This is a genomic window from Archangium lansingense (assembly GCF_026626635.1).
GTDB lineage: Bacteria > Myxococcota > Myxococcia > Myxococcales > Myxococcaceae > Archangium > Archangium lansingense.
In genome coordinates, this window is the sequence record NZ_JAPNKA010000001.1 from 12,743,988 (window position 1) to 12,758,600 (window position 14,613).

15 protein-coding genes are annotated in these 14,613 nt (G+C 66.6%); 8 read left to right on the plus strand and 7 right to left on the minus strand.

From position 1 onward, the window contains the following. Window positions 1-27: 27 nt before the first annotated feature. The 5 genes from OV287_RS51240 to efp all read right to left on the minus strand — a co-directional run bounded on the left by OV287_RS51240 (window position 28) and on the right by efp (window position 3,615). Window positions 28-726, minus strand: a complete 699-nt coding sequence (locus tag OV287_RS51240) for a glutathione S-transferase N-terminal domain-containing protein (protein WP_267541409.1) — start codon at window positions 724-726, stop codon at window positions 28-30. A 201-nt stretch (window positions 727-927) separates the two neighbouring features. Next, complete coding sequence (locus OV287_RS51245) at window positions 928-1,548, minus strand: hypothetical protein (RefSeq protein WP_267541410.1); 621 nt, start codon at window positions 1,546-1,548, stop codon at window positions 928-930. Further along, window positions 1,539-2,456, minus strand: a complete 918-nt coding sequence (locus OV287_RS51250) for an MbnB/TglH/ChrH family RiPP precursor modification enzyme (RefSeq protein ID WP_267541411.1) — start codon at window positions 2,454-2,456, stop codon at window positions 1,539-1,541. The genes OV287_RS51245 and OV287_RS51250 overlap by 10 nt, the downstream gene beginning before the upstream one ends. After that, a complete protein-coding gene (locus tag OV287_RS51255) occupies window positions 2,446-2,712 on the minus strand; it encodes a hypothetical protein (protein ID WP_267541412.1) in 267 nt (88 codons plus the stop codon). Before OV287_RS51255 ends, OV287_RS51250 begins: the two co-directional genes overlap by 11 nt. Before the next feature lie 321 nt (window positions 2,713-3,033). After that, entirely contained in the window at window positions 3,034-3,615 is a 582-nt protein-coding gene (gene efp, locus OV287_RS51260; protein ID WP_267541413.1) for an elongation factor P, read from the minus strand. A 314-nt stretch (window positions 3,616-3,929) separates the two neighbouring features. Here efp and OV287_RS51265 point away from each other — a divergent pair, with 314 nt between their 5' ends. Continuing rightward, window positions 3,930-5,243, plus strand: a complete 1,314-nt coding sequence (locus OV287_RS51265) for a Vgb family protein (protein WP_267541414.1) — start codon at window positions 3,930-3,932, stop codon at window positions 5,241-5,243. A gap of 114 nt (window positions 5,244-5,357) precedes the next feature. Here the strand turns inward: OV287_RS51265 and OV287_RS51270 are convergent, their stop codons facing one another. Then, window positions 5,358-5,480 (minus strand): hypothetical protein, encoded by a 123-nt coding sequence (locus OV287_RS51270; protein ID WP_267541415.1) that lies wholly within the window; start codon window positions 5,478-5,480, stop codon window positions 5,358-5,360. A gap of 190 nt (window positions 5,481-5,670) precedes the next feature. Here OV287_RS51270 and OV287_RS51275 point away from each other — a divergent pair, with 190 nt between their 5' ends. The 4 genes from OV287_RS51275 to OV287_RS51290 all read left to right on the plus strand — a co-directional run bounded on the left by OV287_RS51275 (window position 5,671) and on the right by OV287_RS51290 (window position 8,461). Beyond that, window positions 5,671-6,222: a hypothetical protein gene (locus tag OV287_RS51275; RefSeq protein ID WP_267541416.1), complete on the plus strand. Its 552-nt coding sequence runs from the start codon at window positions 5,671-5,673 to the stop codon at window positions 6,220-6,222. 87 nt (window positions 6,223-6,309) lie between these two features. Beyond that, window positions 6,310-7,110, plus strand: a complete 801-nt coding sequence (locus tag OV287_RS51280) for a hypothetical protein (RefSeq protein WP_267541417.1) — start codon at window positions 6,310-6,312, stop codon at window positions 7,108-7,110. A 371-nt stretch (window positions 7,111-7,481) separates the two neighbouring features. Next, entirely contained in the window at window positions 7,482-7,988 is a 507-nt protein-coding gene (locus OV287_RS51285) for a hypothetical protein (RefSeq protein WP_267541418.1), read from the plus strand. 2 nt (window positions 7,989-7,990) lie between these two features. Next, a complete protein-coding gene (locus OV287_RS51290; RefSeq protein WP_267541419.1) occupies window positions 7,991-8,461 on the plus strand; it encodes an SMI1/KNR4 family protein in 471 nt (156 codons plus the stop codon). Between the two features lie 190 nt (window positions 8,462-8,651). On the opposite strand, the gene OV287_RS51295 is transcribed toward OV287_RS51290, so the two are convergent. Further along, window positions 8,652-10,925, minus strand: a complete 2,274-nt coding sequence (locus OV287_RS51295; RefSeq protein WP_267541420.1) for a cell wall anchor protein — start codon at window positions 10,923-10,925, stop codon at window positions 8,652-8,654. Between the two features lie 68 nt (window positions 10,926-10,993). Between OV287_RS51295 and OV287_RS51300 the strand changes: the two genes are divergently transcribed. From OV287_RS51300 to OV287_RS51310, 3 genes are all read left to right on the plus strand, one after another. After that, complete coding sequence (locus OV287_RS51300) at window positions 10,994-12,745, plus strand: CocE/NonD family hydrolase (protein WP_267541421.1); 1,752 nt, start codon at window positions 10,994-10,996, stop codon at window positions 12,743-12,745. 137 nt (window positions 12,746-12,882) lie between these two features. Further along, on the plus strand, window positions 12,883-13,473 hold the full coding sequence (locus tag OV287_RS51305) for a hypothetical protein (RefSeq protein ID WP_267541422.1): 591 nt from the start codon (window positions 12,883-12,885) through the stop codon (window positions 13,471-13,473). A gap of 161 nt (window positions 13,474-13,634) precedes the next feature. Further along, a complete protein-coding gene (locus OV287_RS51310) occupies window positions 13,635-14,606 on the plus strand; it encodes a PDR/VanB family oxidoreductase (protein ID WP_267541423.1) in 972 nt (323 codons plus the stop codon). The last annotated feature ends 7 nt before the right edge of the window (window positions 14,607-14,613 follow it).

Here is a 14,613-nt window from a genome sequence, read left to right on the forward strand (position 1 = left end):
GCCCGTGGTGGTTCGCCGATGCTGCGTTCAACCCGGAATGGTCAGGCCTTTCTTCACCGCCGGACGTTCGACGAAGCGCTCCAGGCTGCGTCTGACGTTGGTGAAGTCGTCGAAACCGACCAACTCGCCCGCTCCGTAGAAGCCGATCAGGTTGCGAACCCAGGGGAAGGTGGCGATGTCGGCGATGCTGTACTCCTCGCCCATGATCCAGTCGCGGCCCTGCAGGCGGCGGTCGAGCACGCCGAGCAGGCGTTTGGATTCGGCGACGTAGCGATCACGTGGGCGCTTGTCCTCGTAGTCCTTGCCGGCGAACTTATGGAAGAAACCGAGCTGGCCGAACATGGGGCCGATTCCGCCCATTTGGAACATCAGCCATTGGATGGTCTCGTAGCGCGCGGCGGCATCCTGCGGGATGAAGCGGCCGCTCTTCTCGGCGAGGTAGAGCAGGATCGCCCCGGACTCGAACAGCGCCAATGGCTGGCCGCCCGGGCCGTCGGGGTCGATGATCGCCGGAATCTTGTTGTTCGGGTTGAGGGAGAGGAACTCCGCCGAGAGCTGGTCGTTGGTCTCGAAACTGACCTTGTGCGCTTCGTAGGGCAAGCCGATTTCTTCGAGCAGGATGGAAACCTTGACGCCATTGGGCGTGGGGAGCGAGTAGAGCTGAATCCACTCGGGGTGCTGCGCGGGCCATTTCTGGGTGATCGGGAAAGCAGACAGATTGGTCATGGAGAAATTTGTCCGACGAGAGGTGAGGTGGGCGCGAGGGATCAATAGCTCATCAACGCACGGTCGTTCGAGCCCAGTTCGACCGAGCCGAACCCGGCGGGGACGCTCCCCTCCGGGCACACGCCGGGATAGGTGTCAAAGGATTCGATTCGACACCTCGCCTCTTACGAATCGTCTGACACCATTCCAGGCGCCCCCCGCTCACACCAGGGGCGGCACGAGCTCGAGCCGCAGCTCTCCATCCCGCAGGGAGATGGAGACGGGAAAGAGGCCGGCGGCGAGTTCCTCCGGCGGCGGCTGCAGCTCCGCCAGCGAGGCGAGGAGCGGGCGGGGATCGTGATGGAAGACCACGGTCCGGGTCTCGGCGGTCTCCAGCTCGGGGCCGCCGTGCCGGGCGCTCGAGACCAGCTCCCAGCACGCGCTCTCGTAGGCGAGCACATCCGCCAGATACGGGCTGAAGTCCTCTCCCGCGCTCAGTTGCGAGCGCACGAACTCGGCGAAGCGCGCCGCTTCATTCTCGAGCTGGTAGTTGTCGGGCCGCCGCTCGCGCCAGAAGGCATCGAGGACTTCCCTGAGCCGAGGCTCCAGCAGCAGGCAGAGCATGGGGTAGATGTCGAAGATGGGCCCCAGGCGGTTGGCGCGAGCCAGCGTGCAGTTCAGGGACATGCCCGGCTGGCGCACGACGTCCTCCAGCCGCGCCAGCTCCCGCTCGGTGAGTTCGAAGCCCCGGAGCACCTCCAGGTGGCCGCGCCGCAGCGCCGCCGCCCGCTCCGCATCAAGGGTTAGCTCCGCCAGCGCGCGCTGGAAGTGGCTCAGGGACATGGGTCTCCCCGCTGGAGCGGCACGCTGGCGCGGCGCACGACGGCTCGGGCGCGCTCGAGCTGGGCCAGCACGCCCTCCTCACGCAGCAGGGGCCAGGAGGACTCGTGGAACTCGAACGTCACCCCACGGAGCCGAGGCGCCTGACCGACGAGATCCTCCAGCAGCTCCCACACGGGCTCGATCACCGCGCCGACATGGGAGTCCGTATGGAACCCCATCATCTCATCTCCGCCGGCAACGTGGGCCTCGAGCACATGCTGCAGCTCAAGCTCCCGCAGGTATGCGTGAGCATCGAAGCCGTGGTTCCGGGCGTTGGTGTACAGGTTGTGGAGATCCAACAGGAGGCCGCACCCGGTGGCCTCCGCGAGCGTATTGAAGAACTCGGGCTCGGTCAGCTCGGGGTCTCGGAACTTCACGTAGTAGACGGGGTTCTCCACCAGGAACGGGCAGCCCAGTCGCTGCGACACCTCTCGCAGCCGAGGCACGAGCAGCTCCATCATCTCCCGGTCATACGTGATGGGCAGCGCGACGGAGGCGTTCCGCTCGTGCTCTCCGCCCACGCGCGAGAAGGAGAGATGCTCACTCGCCCACGGGCATTGGAACCGCTCGCGCCACGCAGCGAGCTGGGCCACGTACTCCAGGTCGAAGATGTCCGCGCTGCAGACCGAAAGCCCGATGCTGTGGAGCACCAGGGGAACCGACTCGGCCGCATGCTCGAGCAGCGCGATGGGAGCGCTCAGCTCCTGAAAGCGCGGCTGTGCCCCCGCGCCTCGGTCCGTCCAGGCGCGATCTGGGATGACGGCGAGATGATCGAGCGCCTGGAGATGGGCTGGGACGAAGGAGGTGAGCGCGGGGTTGAACAGCAGGCCAACCCCGGCTCTCGACGGCGTTGATCTGTCAGGGGCCAAGGGACTCCAGGTCCACCTGGATGACGTGATCGAACCGGCGGCGGATGATGATGTCCAGACCGGACATGCAGCTCAGGCAGCCCCGGAGCCCGACCTTCTTCAGCAGGTCTCTGCTTTCGAAGATGTGCTTCTGCAGGTCGACGATCTTCTCGAGTGAGGTGTTGTCATCGATGAGGATCTCCGCCACCGGACGACCGTTCGGGCCAGCCTTCGTCAGCTGGATGTTGGCCGTCGCGAGAGTCTTCTTCTGCGCCATGTATTCCTCCTTCTGCGCGATGAGAGGTGGAAGCCCCCCGGCATGGAATAAGGCCAGCGCACCTGCCGGGGTCAACGTGGCCCCAGGGATGGTGAATAGTCGAGTAACCCCCACAGCCCCGGCTTCAGGACCAGCCCCCGGATCTTGACTCCCAACGTCGCGCGTCGCGGGCGAGCGGCCAGCGCGGACGTGTGCCCTGGAAGGTCCGCGAAACACGTCACAACCGCCAGCGGGAGGTGTCAAAGAACTCGTTTCGACACCTCGAGGTATCCGAGTCGTCCCTACGAGTCGTCTGACACCATTCCCGGCGCCTGCCTCCAGCTATCCGCCCACGGCCACGCGGGTCAGGTACTTGCCACCCTCACGCGTGTCGATCTTCAGCACGTCGCCCTCGTTGATGAACAGGGGCACGTTGACCACGAGGCCCGTCTCCATCGTGGCCGGCTTCAGCGCGCCGGACACCGTGTCGCCACGCACGCCCGGGTCGCACTTGGTGACCTTCAGGTCCACCGAGTTGGGCAGCGTCACGCCAATGGCCTTCCCGTTGAAGAAGAGCACCGAGACGTTGATGTTCTCCTTCAAGAAGTCCTTCGCGTCCCCGAGAACGTTCTCCGTGAGGAAGGTCTGCTCGTAGTTGTGCTTGTCCATGAAGTGGAACTCGTCGCCCTGCAGATACAGGTACTCCATGTCCTTCTCTTCGATGTCCGGCACGCCCACCTTCTCACCGGACTTCAGCGTGGGCTCCAAAACGCGCCCGGAGATCAGGCTGCGAATCTTGGTACGCGTGAACGAGGAGCCCTTGCCCGGCTTGACGTGCTGGAAGTACTCGATGACGAAAGGCTCGCCGTCGAGCTCGATCTTCAAACCGTTACGAAACTCGGACGTATCAATCACACCGGCCATGGGGACCGACTCCTTGCCACTCGGACAGCTCGAAAAGTCCGGTGTGTCTAGCCGATGCCTCCTTCCCATGAGAAGGGGAATCCGGTGCCGCGCAGTGTCGCCCGGGGGCTGACAAGCAGCCCTCGCGCCAGGGACTCGAGTTCCGCGCGACGCCCGCTGCCGGATGGCACCACGCACCTCTTTTTCAACGGGCTGGAACTTTTACGGCATGTGGCGTCCCTGGTGCCAACGCCCTGAGCACTGGTGGGACTCCTCCATCATTGACGGTGAGGCGGTTTGTGACGTGGATTGTGCCTCCATCCCCACCAGGAGAGATGATGCACAGGTTGCGCGTTCTTGCCGTGCTTGCCTCCGCCGTGCTGTTCAGCGCCTGCGGCTCCGGAGGTGAGAGCACCGAGTGCCTCACGGGAGGCTCGGGCACACTCCAGGTGAATGTGACGGGACTGCCTGCCTCTACGCCTGGGAAAGTGACGGTCACCGGACCGGGAGGCCCCCAGGAGCTCACCAGCTCGCGGACGCTGACCGTGACGAGCGGGAGCTACACCCTCACCGCGGGAATTGTCGCCGCCAGCCACCCCCTCGTGAGGACGGCCTACCGGGCGGATGCCATGCCCAACCCCGTCTGCGTGCACGAGGGGCAGAGCACCACGGTGGCCGTGGCCTATGCCCCCATTGGCAGCAGCGGGAAGCTGTGGACGAGCAATGGCTCGGGCGGGAGCGCGCCGCTGCTCGGGTTCTCCGCGGACGTGCTGGGCACCAGTGGGAGCCCGGCCGCCACGGTGGCTGCCACCACGGGTGGCGCGGAGGGCTCCGCGTTCGATCGCGAGGGCAACCTGTGGGTGGTGGGAGCAACGACGGCGGATCCGCCGGTGCTCCGGCTCCCCGCCTCCGCGCTGGGAACCTCGGGCAAGAAGACGGCGGACATCTCCCTCACGGGTGGCCCCCTGGAGGGCGGCTTCCCCCGAGCCCGGGCGCTCGCCTTCGATGCGAGCGGGAACCTCTGGGTGTCCGTGGTCTTCAACAACCAGCTCGTCCGCTACACGCCGGAGCAGCTCGCCACCAGCGGTAGCCCGACTCCCTCCGTCCAGTTCAGCGGGCTCGACGGCCCCTCGGGACTCGCGTTCGACTCGGCGGGCAACCTGTGGGTCGCCTTCATGGGTGCGGACCGCGTGGCCCGCTACAACGCGAGCCGCCTCGGGGCCTCCTCCACGGCCTCGCCAGACCTCGTTATCGAGGCGAGGACTCCGCCGCCCGTCATCGGCACCCTGAGCGCGCCCTCGGGGCTGGCGTTTGATGTCTCGGGGAACCTGTGGGTGAACTTCAGTGGGACGCTCACCCGCCTCACCCCAGGAGAACAGGCGGGCTCCGGCTCCATCACCGTGACGCCCACGGTGCAGGTGGGTCTCTCCGTCACCGCGCTTCCGGACGGGCTCGTGTTCGACGAGTCGGGGAACCTCTGGCTCGCCCTCAGCGCGGGGCAGTTCGGGCGTCTGGGCCCGAGCCAGCTCACCAGCTCCGGCAGCAAGACGCCCGAGGTCATCATCACCAGCCCCGATGTCGCCTATACCGGCTGGTTCTCCTTCTATCCCGCCCCTGCTGGACTCCCTCTGTACCACCGGCTCCCGTAAGAGCTCGTTTCAAGAACGGACCAGAGATGGCGTGGAGGGGCTGCTCGAATGAGGCTCGCCTGCTTGCTGCCGCTGAACCACACGAAGTGCTCTCGAAGGTGTCTCTCGAAGGTGTCAGAGGATTCGATTCCGCAACGAGTAGGCCGTCCTCCAGTACAGGAAGGCGCGCTGCAGTTGCGACGCGCTGTACGAATCCTCTGACACCCAGCGACGCACCAGGAAGAGCATGTTGGCCATGAGAGAACGTGCAACCAGAACGCGGAGTACCTGGAAGCCGGCGGTTTTTCTCCTGGTGCTCGTGGCGGCCCTCGGCGCGCATGCGGAGCCGCCCTCCTTCACTCTTCCAAGCCGCAAACCGGACTCCCGGGAGCCCTGGGGCGCTTTTCTTGGCAAGGCCGCACATACAGCCATCGGCAGAGCGTACCTCGTGCAGCATCCCTCCAACCGCGTCTTCCTCGACCCCGCTGACCTCTACACCATCGTGGAGGAAGGCGAGTTGGGGAACACCGAGCATCTTCCGGAACTCGTGAGGCGCTTGCGCCCGGACATCACCGATACCCGCCTCCTCGTGCTGTTCGAGGTGAAGCCGGACAATGAGGAGTCACGTGAGGAAGGGCGACAACAGGCAGGACGCTATCTGGCGGCCCTCAACAAGGCCGTCGACCCTGACAAGAAGCTCGTGGGAGGCACTGGCTTCGAGGGGTCCCTCTTCCTCGAATTCGAGAACGGGGGATCGCTCTGGCAGTTGTCCTGGCGCACTCCCGAGCCCGGAGTGACGCTGTATCGCTGGAGCTACCGCCGCAAGAACCCCAAGGCTTCCTGGAATGAGCGGGCGGCCCAGAAGGCAGAGGCATTGCCCAGGGAAGAAATAGAACAGCACGGTGAGTTGGCCGAGCAGGCCATCCGGGCTGCCTATGAAGGGGGTGAACGCCCCAAGGGATTCCAGGGCCAAGTCTACCTGCCAGGCGACTGCCGTTGAGCGGACGGGAGGCGTCGTCCGCCCTCGGAGCCGGCGACGTGACTGGCGCTTGAGGAGTACCTGACCGCGATGGTAGGTCGAGAGACCATGGCCATGGAACAGTTCCCGGTGCTCGAGTTTCCAGCGTGGCTCCACGGCACCATTGCCACCATCCGCCGCAAGGTGAGAGCCGAGGGCAAGTGGTGGGCCAGGGAGTACCTCGAGACCGGTGCCTTCCCCCAGCCCCGGCAGCTGCGCCAGGTGCAGCCCGGCGACGTGCTGGTGATGCACTCGGGGGCCGAATTCGGCGCACCCCAGGCCTGCTGGCGGATGCACATGTTCGTCGGCGTTTTCATGGATCTGAATGAAGGCTTCCAGAAAGAGGAGCGCCCCCAGGCGAGGGCCGCCTTCGAGTCCTTCTGCCTGAACACGCCTTGGGGGGCTCTCTACAATGCCGTGTCTCCGCCGCCGCCGCGAAGCGCTGAGCGCATGGCGGACCGGCTCGCTTCCTTGCTTCGCTTCTGGAACGTGCTCCAGGGCCCTCGCTATGCGTTCTGGTCGTTCGATGATGATTACACGCTGGAAGCGCTCATGGAGGACATCTGGCGCAAGACCCTGGAGGCCTGGTGCCCTGAAGGCCCTGCCTCAGTCCGCGAGCACCTGGCGCTGACGGTGGAGCGCATGGCTCGCGCCACCCGGGAGGAGTGCCTGGAGGCCGTGCTCCGAATGATTCCTCTCCTCGTGGAGGGGGACAACGACTTGAAGCACCCCGAGATGCTCAGCGATCCAGGCTTCCTGCGCGAGCACCTCTCCGCGCTTCCCCCGGAGAAGTTCGGGGCGCTCTCCAGCGCCGAAAAATACACGGTGGCCTCGCAACTGGCAGCCTGGGACAGGGCGGTGGGACGGTAGCAGCGCTCCGCCGCGGGTAAGGTGTCAGAGGATTCGATTCCGCAACGAGTAGGCCGTCCTCCAGTACAGGAAGGCGCGCTGCGGTTGCGACGCGCTGTACGAATCCTCTGACACCCAGCGGGACACCCAGCGGCGGCGAGCCCCGGAAGTTGTCAGTCCCATCGGGTATCCCTGCGGATTGGCTACCCAGCAGGGGAGCGCCATCACCACGGGGAGTTCCCTTGAAACTGGCCAGAGCGGTGGTGTTGTTGGTGTTCCTCACCGGATGCGCGACAACTCAGGGCACAGGCGGGTCTGGACCTTCGTCCCCTCCAGGAGTTCAACCCGCGAGGAAGAAGGAACTGCCCTGGTTGAACATGTCGGGTGGGCAGATGAAGACAACCCTCTTCTACGGCCCCTGGCAGTGCCGCCGGGAGTTCATGAACGGATGCCAGAGGGGGTGCGCCAGTGAGGGCCACACACTCAAGGGATGCATGTGGCTGGCCGACTTCAAATTCGATTGGGAGGGAAGCCTCGTCCTCCTCCCCGTTACCGTGAAGGCCGGGAGCCGCTACGGCATCCATCACTGCTGCTGCAACTACCCCACTCTGCCGAAGGCGGCAAAGGAGGTCGAGCGCAAGAGGTGGGAGAAGATCCGAGACTCATTCCGAGATGACTGGAGCAAGAAGTTTGGAGAGTGGCCTGTCGACGGAGGTATCTCCTGGCCGGGCCATCACATCCGGGACCTCTGGCACGGCGGCAACCCGGTTGAGCCCAACAACATCATTCCCGTGCAGCCAAGCATTCATGACGAATTCAACAGGGCCTACCCTGCTTGCTACGCTGGGCAAGCGCCCTGGAACACAGTGGGACCCGACCTGCCCTACACGGACAACTGACGATGGCCACGCCCATGAGCGACCTGCTCGAAGAGGTATCCCGCGAGCCCTTCCCGCATCCCCCCGCAACGCCCGAGGAGATCGAGGAGTTCGAGCAGCGGATGGGCTGGAAACTGGACCCCGACCTCCGCGCTTTCTATCTGCATTGTAATGGGGCCGCTCTACTTCGATGGCCGGACTCGCCCTATGAAATCCTGCCCTTGTCGAAGATCGCCCGGGCACGAGTGGCCATCTACGGTGAGGATGACGACAAGTGGGGCCCGGCCTCGATGTACGCATTCTGTAACGTGCGCGATGGCAACTATGTCGTCTTGGATGTGAGCAGACAGGTGGACGGGCGGTATCCACTCATCGATGGGGACCGTGAGACATGGCCCAACCCGGAATACTGTACGCAGATCGCCAGCTCGTTCTCGGAGTTCTTGGAGCAGGTTCTGCGCACCCGGCGCAGCCTCTACTGGTTGGGGGAATGAGCCCTGGGCTTGACCCGGTTTTGTGGCTCTCCCGCAGTCTGTGTGAATCCCAGGTGCATACGGATGGCCGCGAGAGCGAGGCCGGCGGGAGGTGTCCGGCGGGAGGTGTCAAAGAACTCGTTTCGACACCTCGAGGTATCCGAGTCGTCCCTACGAGTCGTCTGACACCATTCCCGGACACCATTCCTGGCTACAGACGGCTCACGCGCTTCAGCCGGAACGGGGACGGGGCCTCGCTCATCGTGTAGTAGCTGGCGCCATTGGCGTCGTACTCGATGGACTCGCCCTGGCCCTCCGCCGTGTCCGTGAGCGTCACCGGCGCCGCGGCGAACGCCGACTCGAAGCCCTGTCCCGCGGCAGCGCGGAACTCGTAGACCCTCCGGTAGGTGCGCACCAGGAACCGGTCCGCGCAGGGGTGGATGGCCGCGGCCGTCGCCTTCGCCGCCTCCACATCGTTGGGGTCCACGGGGAGCTGCAGGTCCGCCACCCAGACCAGCGTGGACTGGGTCCCCGGCGCCGGCAGCGGCGTGGGGTACTTGTAGACCTTGCTCGCTCCCGAGCTCGACTTGGTGATGACGTAGATGTCCCCCGTCACCGGGTGGACCATCAACGCCTCCGCGTCCTTCGCGGTGTCCGGGTACACGAACGGGAAGGCCTCGGCCGTCAGCGTCCCCGTCGTCTGGCCACTCGCGAGGTCCGGCTCCGGAATCCGGTACACCGCGAACGAGTTCGGCGGCGTGGGGAAGTTCGCGCTCGCCCGCCCGATGTCAGCCATGAAGATGCAGGAGCCCGCGGGGCAGGGCCCACTGGCCACATCCTCCCAGTCCGCCGGCGTCACGTTGCCCACGTTGTACACACCCACCGTCGACGCGTTCAGGGTGCTGATGGCCACGATGGCCGTGGTGTCCTCGTTGTGCACGTAGAGGACGTCCGGCACCACCCGACTCGCGGCCAGGCCCGAGGGCTCCACAATCTCCGTCGCCGTGACCGTGCCCTGCTGCACCCAGGTGCCCACGTAGGTGTTCCCCACCGTGCAGGCCGGTGCCCTCGCGGCCCTCAGCGCCACCACCTGCGTGGTGTTGGTGTTGGGGTACGGAGAGCTCCCGTTGAACGCTGGCTGCAGGCCGGGGTCCCCGAGCACCTTCCAGGCGGAGTTGAAGATGACGCCCGTGGACGCGGAGACAAGGCAGGTCTCGAAGGCCTCGGTGAAGTCCGTGGGCGGAACGATGGGGCTCGCGGGGCAGCTGCTTCCACCCCAAATCTGCGACCCGAACCACACCGCGAGCCCTCCCGCGCTCGAGGTGGAGAGGGCCGGCGAGTCGAACGCCGACGTCGTCCCGTTCTTCTGACCGCTCTGGGTGTCGATGGGACTCACGGGGTCCGCCCCCGTGAAGGCATCGATGCTGCCCGCGATGTTGCTCGCGAGGTCGATGGCGAACGCGTACGACGACGGCTCGGACGCGGTGGCGACCTTGTAGAAGACCCAGCTCTTGAGCTGCGAGGAGCTCTGATCCGAGCGCAGGAAGGTCCAGCCGGCGGGCGGGGTGATGGCCGCTCCCACCTGGTTGCGGTTGGTCAGGCGCGCGAGCAGGACGTCATCCGCGGCAACCCCCGCCGGAGCGGGGAGGGTGAGACTCGTCGCGGAGAGCGCCGTGGCCTGTGCTGTACCGCGGAACGCCACCCCGGGGCCAGGCGAAGGGGGCAGTCCACGCAGGGCCACCACTTCCGCGGTGTTGGTGTGAGCGAACGCGGAGCTGCCGTTGAACGGCGTCTGGGTTCCAGCAGCCCCCAGCGCGCGCTCCGCGACGTGGAAGAGGATACCCGTGGACGAAGAGGTGAGGCAGGTGTCCTCCTTCACCGTGAAGCCGGTGGGAGGCGTGATGCCGGGTGCCGGGCATGCCGCGCCCGTCCACACCTGCGAGCCGAACCACACCGCGAACCCCTCCGCGCTGGATGTCGTAAGAGCCGGCGTGGTGAAGGCCGCGCTGTCCCCGTTCTTCTGGCCACTGTGGGTGTCGATGGGGTTCAGCGGATCCACGCCGCTGTAGGCGACGAGGGAGCCGGCCACGTAGCTCGCGAGGTCGAGCGTGAACGTGTAGCTGGAGGGCTCCGACGCGGTGGCGACCTTGTAGAGGACCCAGGTCTTGATGGCCGAGGCGCTCTGGTCCGAGCGCAACTGCGTCCATCCCGCCGGGGGCGTGAGGACCGCGTTCACGTTGTTGCGGTTGGTCAGGCGCGCCAGGACGACGTCACCGCCCTGCACTCCGGCCGGTGCGGGGATGCTGAGCGAGGTGATGCCCTTTCCGCCCGCGCTGCTCATCCCCCGGAAGCTGACGGTGGTGAGTGCCTGCTGACGGGTTCCCAGGTGCTGTTCCCAGGCGCCCGGGCCTCCCTCCTCCATGGGCGCACAAGCGGTGGCCACGGCGACCACGCACGCAAACGCTGCCGACAAACGACGACGCATCGACGACTCCTCCCTCCGGTGAATGGCACATCATGGGGTGGGAGCAATACCCCATGGTAGGGTGTGCCATGCGCACCATCGTGCCTGGCCTCCTCTTTGTCATGTGTGCGCAGAGCGCGCTCGCTGCAACGAAGACCGAAGTGATGGTCCCGATGCCCGATGGCACGAGACTGATGACGGATGTCTGGCGTCCGGATCCGGCGCAATTTCCCGGGCCGCGCCCGGTCATCCTGCGTCGCACGCCCTACGGCCGCGGGTTTCCGTTCCCCCAGTCCCTCCTCGTGTGGAACCTGGCGGATCTGAACGGCTACATCGTCGTCTCCCAAGACGTGCGCGGGCGGGGAGGCTCCGAGGGGACGTTCCTGCCCTTCTTCACCGATGCCGTGGATGGTCCGGCGACGATGCGCTGGATCGAGCAACAAGCCTGGTGCGACGGCAACATCGGCTCCTTCGGGGCCTCCGCCGAGGGCATCGTGCAGCTCCTGGCGCTCCCCGATGCTCCGGACTCGCTGCGCTGTGCCCACGTACAGAACGCCTCCGACAACCTGTACGACTCGCTCATGCCTGGCGGCGCCTGGCGCGCCGAGCTGACGACGTCTTGGCTCAACGGCTTTCCGACGCCGACGACGCTCGCCGCCTGGCGCGCCCACGAAGCAAAGAGCACCTACTGGGACCCGGTGATCGTCGATGCGGCCGAGCGCAGCCGGATTCGCGCTCGCGTGTACATGACCTCGGGTTTCTTCGACATCTTCGCGCTGCAGCAAACAGCGGCATTTTCGCACTACGTGACGGACTCGGCGCCGGGCTCCGGGCACACGTTGGTGCTCGGCCCCTGGACGCACGGCGACGCGACGACTCCCATCGGTGAGCTCTCCTACGCCAACGTGGCCGCACCGACGGACGACAACCTCGCCTTCTTCAACCATTGCCTCAAAGGGAAGGGAACTCCCAACTGGCCGTCGCTGCGCTACTTCGTCACGCAGATAGGCGACGACGGTAAGGCCGCGACCGGAGAGTGGCGACAGGGCACGCTCTGGCCGCCTCCGGAGAGCATCCTGACGCCTTGGTATCTCACCGCCGCGCAAGACGTCACGACGTTGACCGTCGATCCTTCGAACCCGGTTCCGACCGTGGGCGGGGCGAACCTCTCCGTGGCGGACGGTCCTCGAGAGCAGTCGGCGCTCGATGCGCGCGGCGACGTGCTGACGTTCACCACCGCGCCGGGGACTTCTGACTATGAGCTCATCGGCAACCCCAAGGCCCGGATCTACGCGGCGGGCGCCACGACGGATGTCGACGTCGTCGTGCGCCTGACGCAGGTCGCGCCGAATGGCAAGTCGCTCCTGCTCACCGACGGCGTGCGCCGCGGGCGCTTCGTCGCCGATCCGTCCGTGCTCACGCCGCTCACGCCGGGAGTTCCCGTCCCGTTCGAGCTCGACCTGGGTCCGGTTGCCGTGCGGGTGAAGGCGGGTCACCGCCTCCGCGTGGCGATCAGCGGGACGAACTCCCCGCACTACGAAGTGAATCCAAACGTCGCCGAGCCGTTGTCCTCGTCGCCGACCCCCGTGATGACGACGCTCTCCATCTACACGGACCCGGCACACCCAAGCACGGTCACCTTGCCCGTGGCGAGCGGAACACCCCCACTGCCACCACCACCACCACCCGGTGAGGGCGAAGGCTCGGGAGCAGACGAAGACGACGTCGACGCGGGCGCTCCCACAGGCTGCAACTGCGGCTCAGGCCCTGGCCAGGCTGTCAGCATGTGGGTGGCCGGCGGCGGCATCTTCGCGCTGCGCCGTCGCCGCCGCCACGGGTAGCGGGCCCAACCCGGGGTCCGAGAGACCCTCACCCCGCCCCTCTCCCGAGGGGAGAGGGATGGTGGGCCAAGGTGTAATCCTCTCTTGCGCATGGAACCCCTCCCTCCCAGCACGCGGAGGGGTATCCTCGCTCTCCCATGCGAATACTGTTGTTCCTCGTCGCGCTGCTCTCGGGCGGGTACGCGGGCTACCTGGCCACCGCCGCCAAGACTTCCTACGCGTCGTACTCGCCCGCCCAGCTCGATCAGATCGAGGCGGAGCAGTCCCGGCTCGTCAACAAGACCTCCGGCGACGAGCGAGATCAACACCTCATCTCCCTCATGCTCCTGCGCGAAGAGCGTGGACGCCCCTTCAAGCTGCAAGTGGCCGGCGGCGTGGCCGGGCTCTCCCTCTTGAGCGCACTCGTCCTGACGATTGTGAGCGGGCGCCGCAAGGACTCGCAGCAGGAGGAGGATCCGTACGCGCCTCCCACCGAGAGCGGGGGTGCCCGTCAGCTGGATCGCAACCGCGCCGCGGCGCTCCTCGGCGTCCGCCCTGATGCCCCTCGCGGAGTCATCGAGGCCGCCCTCCAGGCCCAGCTCGCCGAGAAGGACCCCTCGCAGCTCGCGGGGCATGATCCCAGCCTCCGCCAGAGGCTCCTCCAGCAGCGCGAGGAGCTGCTCGCGGCCTCCCATCTGTTGTTGGGACGACGGGAGATTTCCTTCTCCCCGGATGAAAACCAGGGCTGAGCCCCACCGAGCAGGCGCCCCTGTCCACCTTCCATCGGACGGAGTGTCCCCCGGTCCGTTGCTCCCGGGGGGCTCGCTGCCCATTCTCTCGACTGCCGGACAGGAGCACTTCCTGAGGGAACCGGCGAGGCCTTGATGCAGTCCGAGGGGGGAACATCACCGTGGCCCAAGACAGCCTAAGTCTGCGCGTCCAGCGTATTACTCCCGAAGCCGAAGGCATCCTCTCCTACGAGCTCGTTCCCGCGGAGGGTGGCTCGCTGCCTCCCTTCGAGGCCGGCTCCCACCTGGATGTCCACGTCCCCGGCGGCTTCCTGCGCCAGTATTCACTCTGCAACGACTCCGCCGAGACGCACCGCTACCTCATCGCCGTGCAGCGCGATGCCAAGGGGCGCGGCGGCTCCCGGGCCATGCACGAGCGGGTGCGCGTGGGCGAGGTGCTCACCACCAGCCTCCCCCGCTGCGACTTCCCCCTGCTGTACGCGCGGAGCTACGTGCTCGTGGCCGGTGGCATCGGCATCACCCCGATGCTCTCCATGGCCTGGCAGCTCGAGCGTCAGGGCGCGAACTGGCACCTGCACTACTGCACTCGCTCGCCCGAGCGCACCGCCTTCCGCGAGCTGCTCGCCTCTCCCGCCTTCGCCGCTCACGTCACCTTCCACCATGACGGGGGAGACCCGTCCCGCGGGCTCGACGTGCGGGCCCTGCTCGCCACGCGCACCGGTGGCACCCGCCTCTACTGCTGCGGCCCCGCTCCCCTCATGCGCGCCGTGCGCGAGGCCTCCGTCCACCACCAGTGGCCGAACGAGAAGGTCCACTTCGAGGCCTTCACCGCCGAGGCCACCGGCGCCATCAGCAACCGGGCCGACACCGAGTTCAACGTGGTCATCCGCAGCACCGGCGCCACCTACCCCGTGCCTCCCGGGCAGACGGTGCTCAACGTACTGCGCAAGAATGGCCTGCGCGTCCAGAGCGACTGCGAAGCCGGCACCTGCGGCACCTGCCTCACCCGCGTCCTCGACGGCGACCCGGATCACCGCGATACCTTCCTGGCCGAGCCCCAGCGAAACACGTGCCGCAACATGCTCGTCTGCGTGTCGCGCGCCCGCTCCCGCAAGCTCGTCCTGGACCTGTAGGCCCGGC

Bases quoted from the DNA above. Each gene is read 5' to 3' on its own strand.
- OV287_RS51240 (WP_267541409.1), bottom strand. From the start codon at position 726: ATGACCAATCTGTCTGCTTTCCCGATCACCCAGAAATGGCCCGCGCAG.
- OV287_RS51245 (WP_267541410.1), bottom strand. From the start codon at position 1,548: ATGTCCCTGAGCCACTTCCAGCGCGCGCTGGCGGAGCTAACCCTTGAT.
- OV287_RS51285 (WP_267541418.1), top strand. From the start codon at position 7,482: ATGAAGACAACCCTCTTCTACGGCCCCTGGCAGTGCCGCCGGGAGTTC.
- efp (WP_267541413.1), bottom strand. From the start codon at position 3,615: ATGGCCGGTGTGATTGATACGTCCGAGTTTCGTAACGGTTTGAAGATC.
- OV287_RS51295 (WP_267541420.1), bottom strand. From the start codon at position 10,925: ATGCGTCGTCGTTTGTCGGCAGCGTTTGCGTGCGTGGTCGCCGTGGCC.
- OV287_RS51255 (WP_267541412.1), bottom strand. From the start codon at position 2,712: ATGGCGCAGAAGAAGACTCTCGCGACGGCCAACATCCAGCTGACGAAG.
- OV287_RS51265 (WP_267541414.1), top strand. From the start codon at position 3,930: ATGATGCACAGGTTGCGCGTTCTTGCCGTGCTTGCCTCCGCCGTGCTG.
- OV287_RS51300 (WP_267541421.1), top strand. From the start codon at position 10,994: ATGCGCACCATCGTGCCTGGCCTCCTCTTTGTCATGTGTGCGCAGAGC.
- OV287_RS51270 (WP_267541415.1), bottom strand. From the start codon at position 5,480: ATGGCCAACATGCTCTTCCTGGTGCGTCGCTGGGTGTCAGAGGATTCG.
- OV287_RS51280 (WP_267541417.1), top strand. From the start codon at position 6,310: ATGGCCATGGAACAGTTCCCGGTGCTCGAGTTTCCAGCGTGGCTCCAC.
- OV287_RS51305 (WP_267541422.1), top strand. From the start codon at position 12,883: ATGCGAATACTGTTGTTCCTCGTCGCGCTGCTCTCGGGCGGGTACGCG.
- OV287_RS51290 (WP_267541419.1), top strand. From the start codon at position 7,991: ATGGCCACGCCCATGAGCGACCTGCTCGAAGAGGTATCCCGCGAGCCC.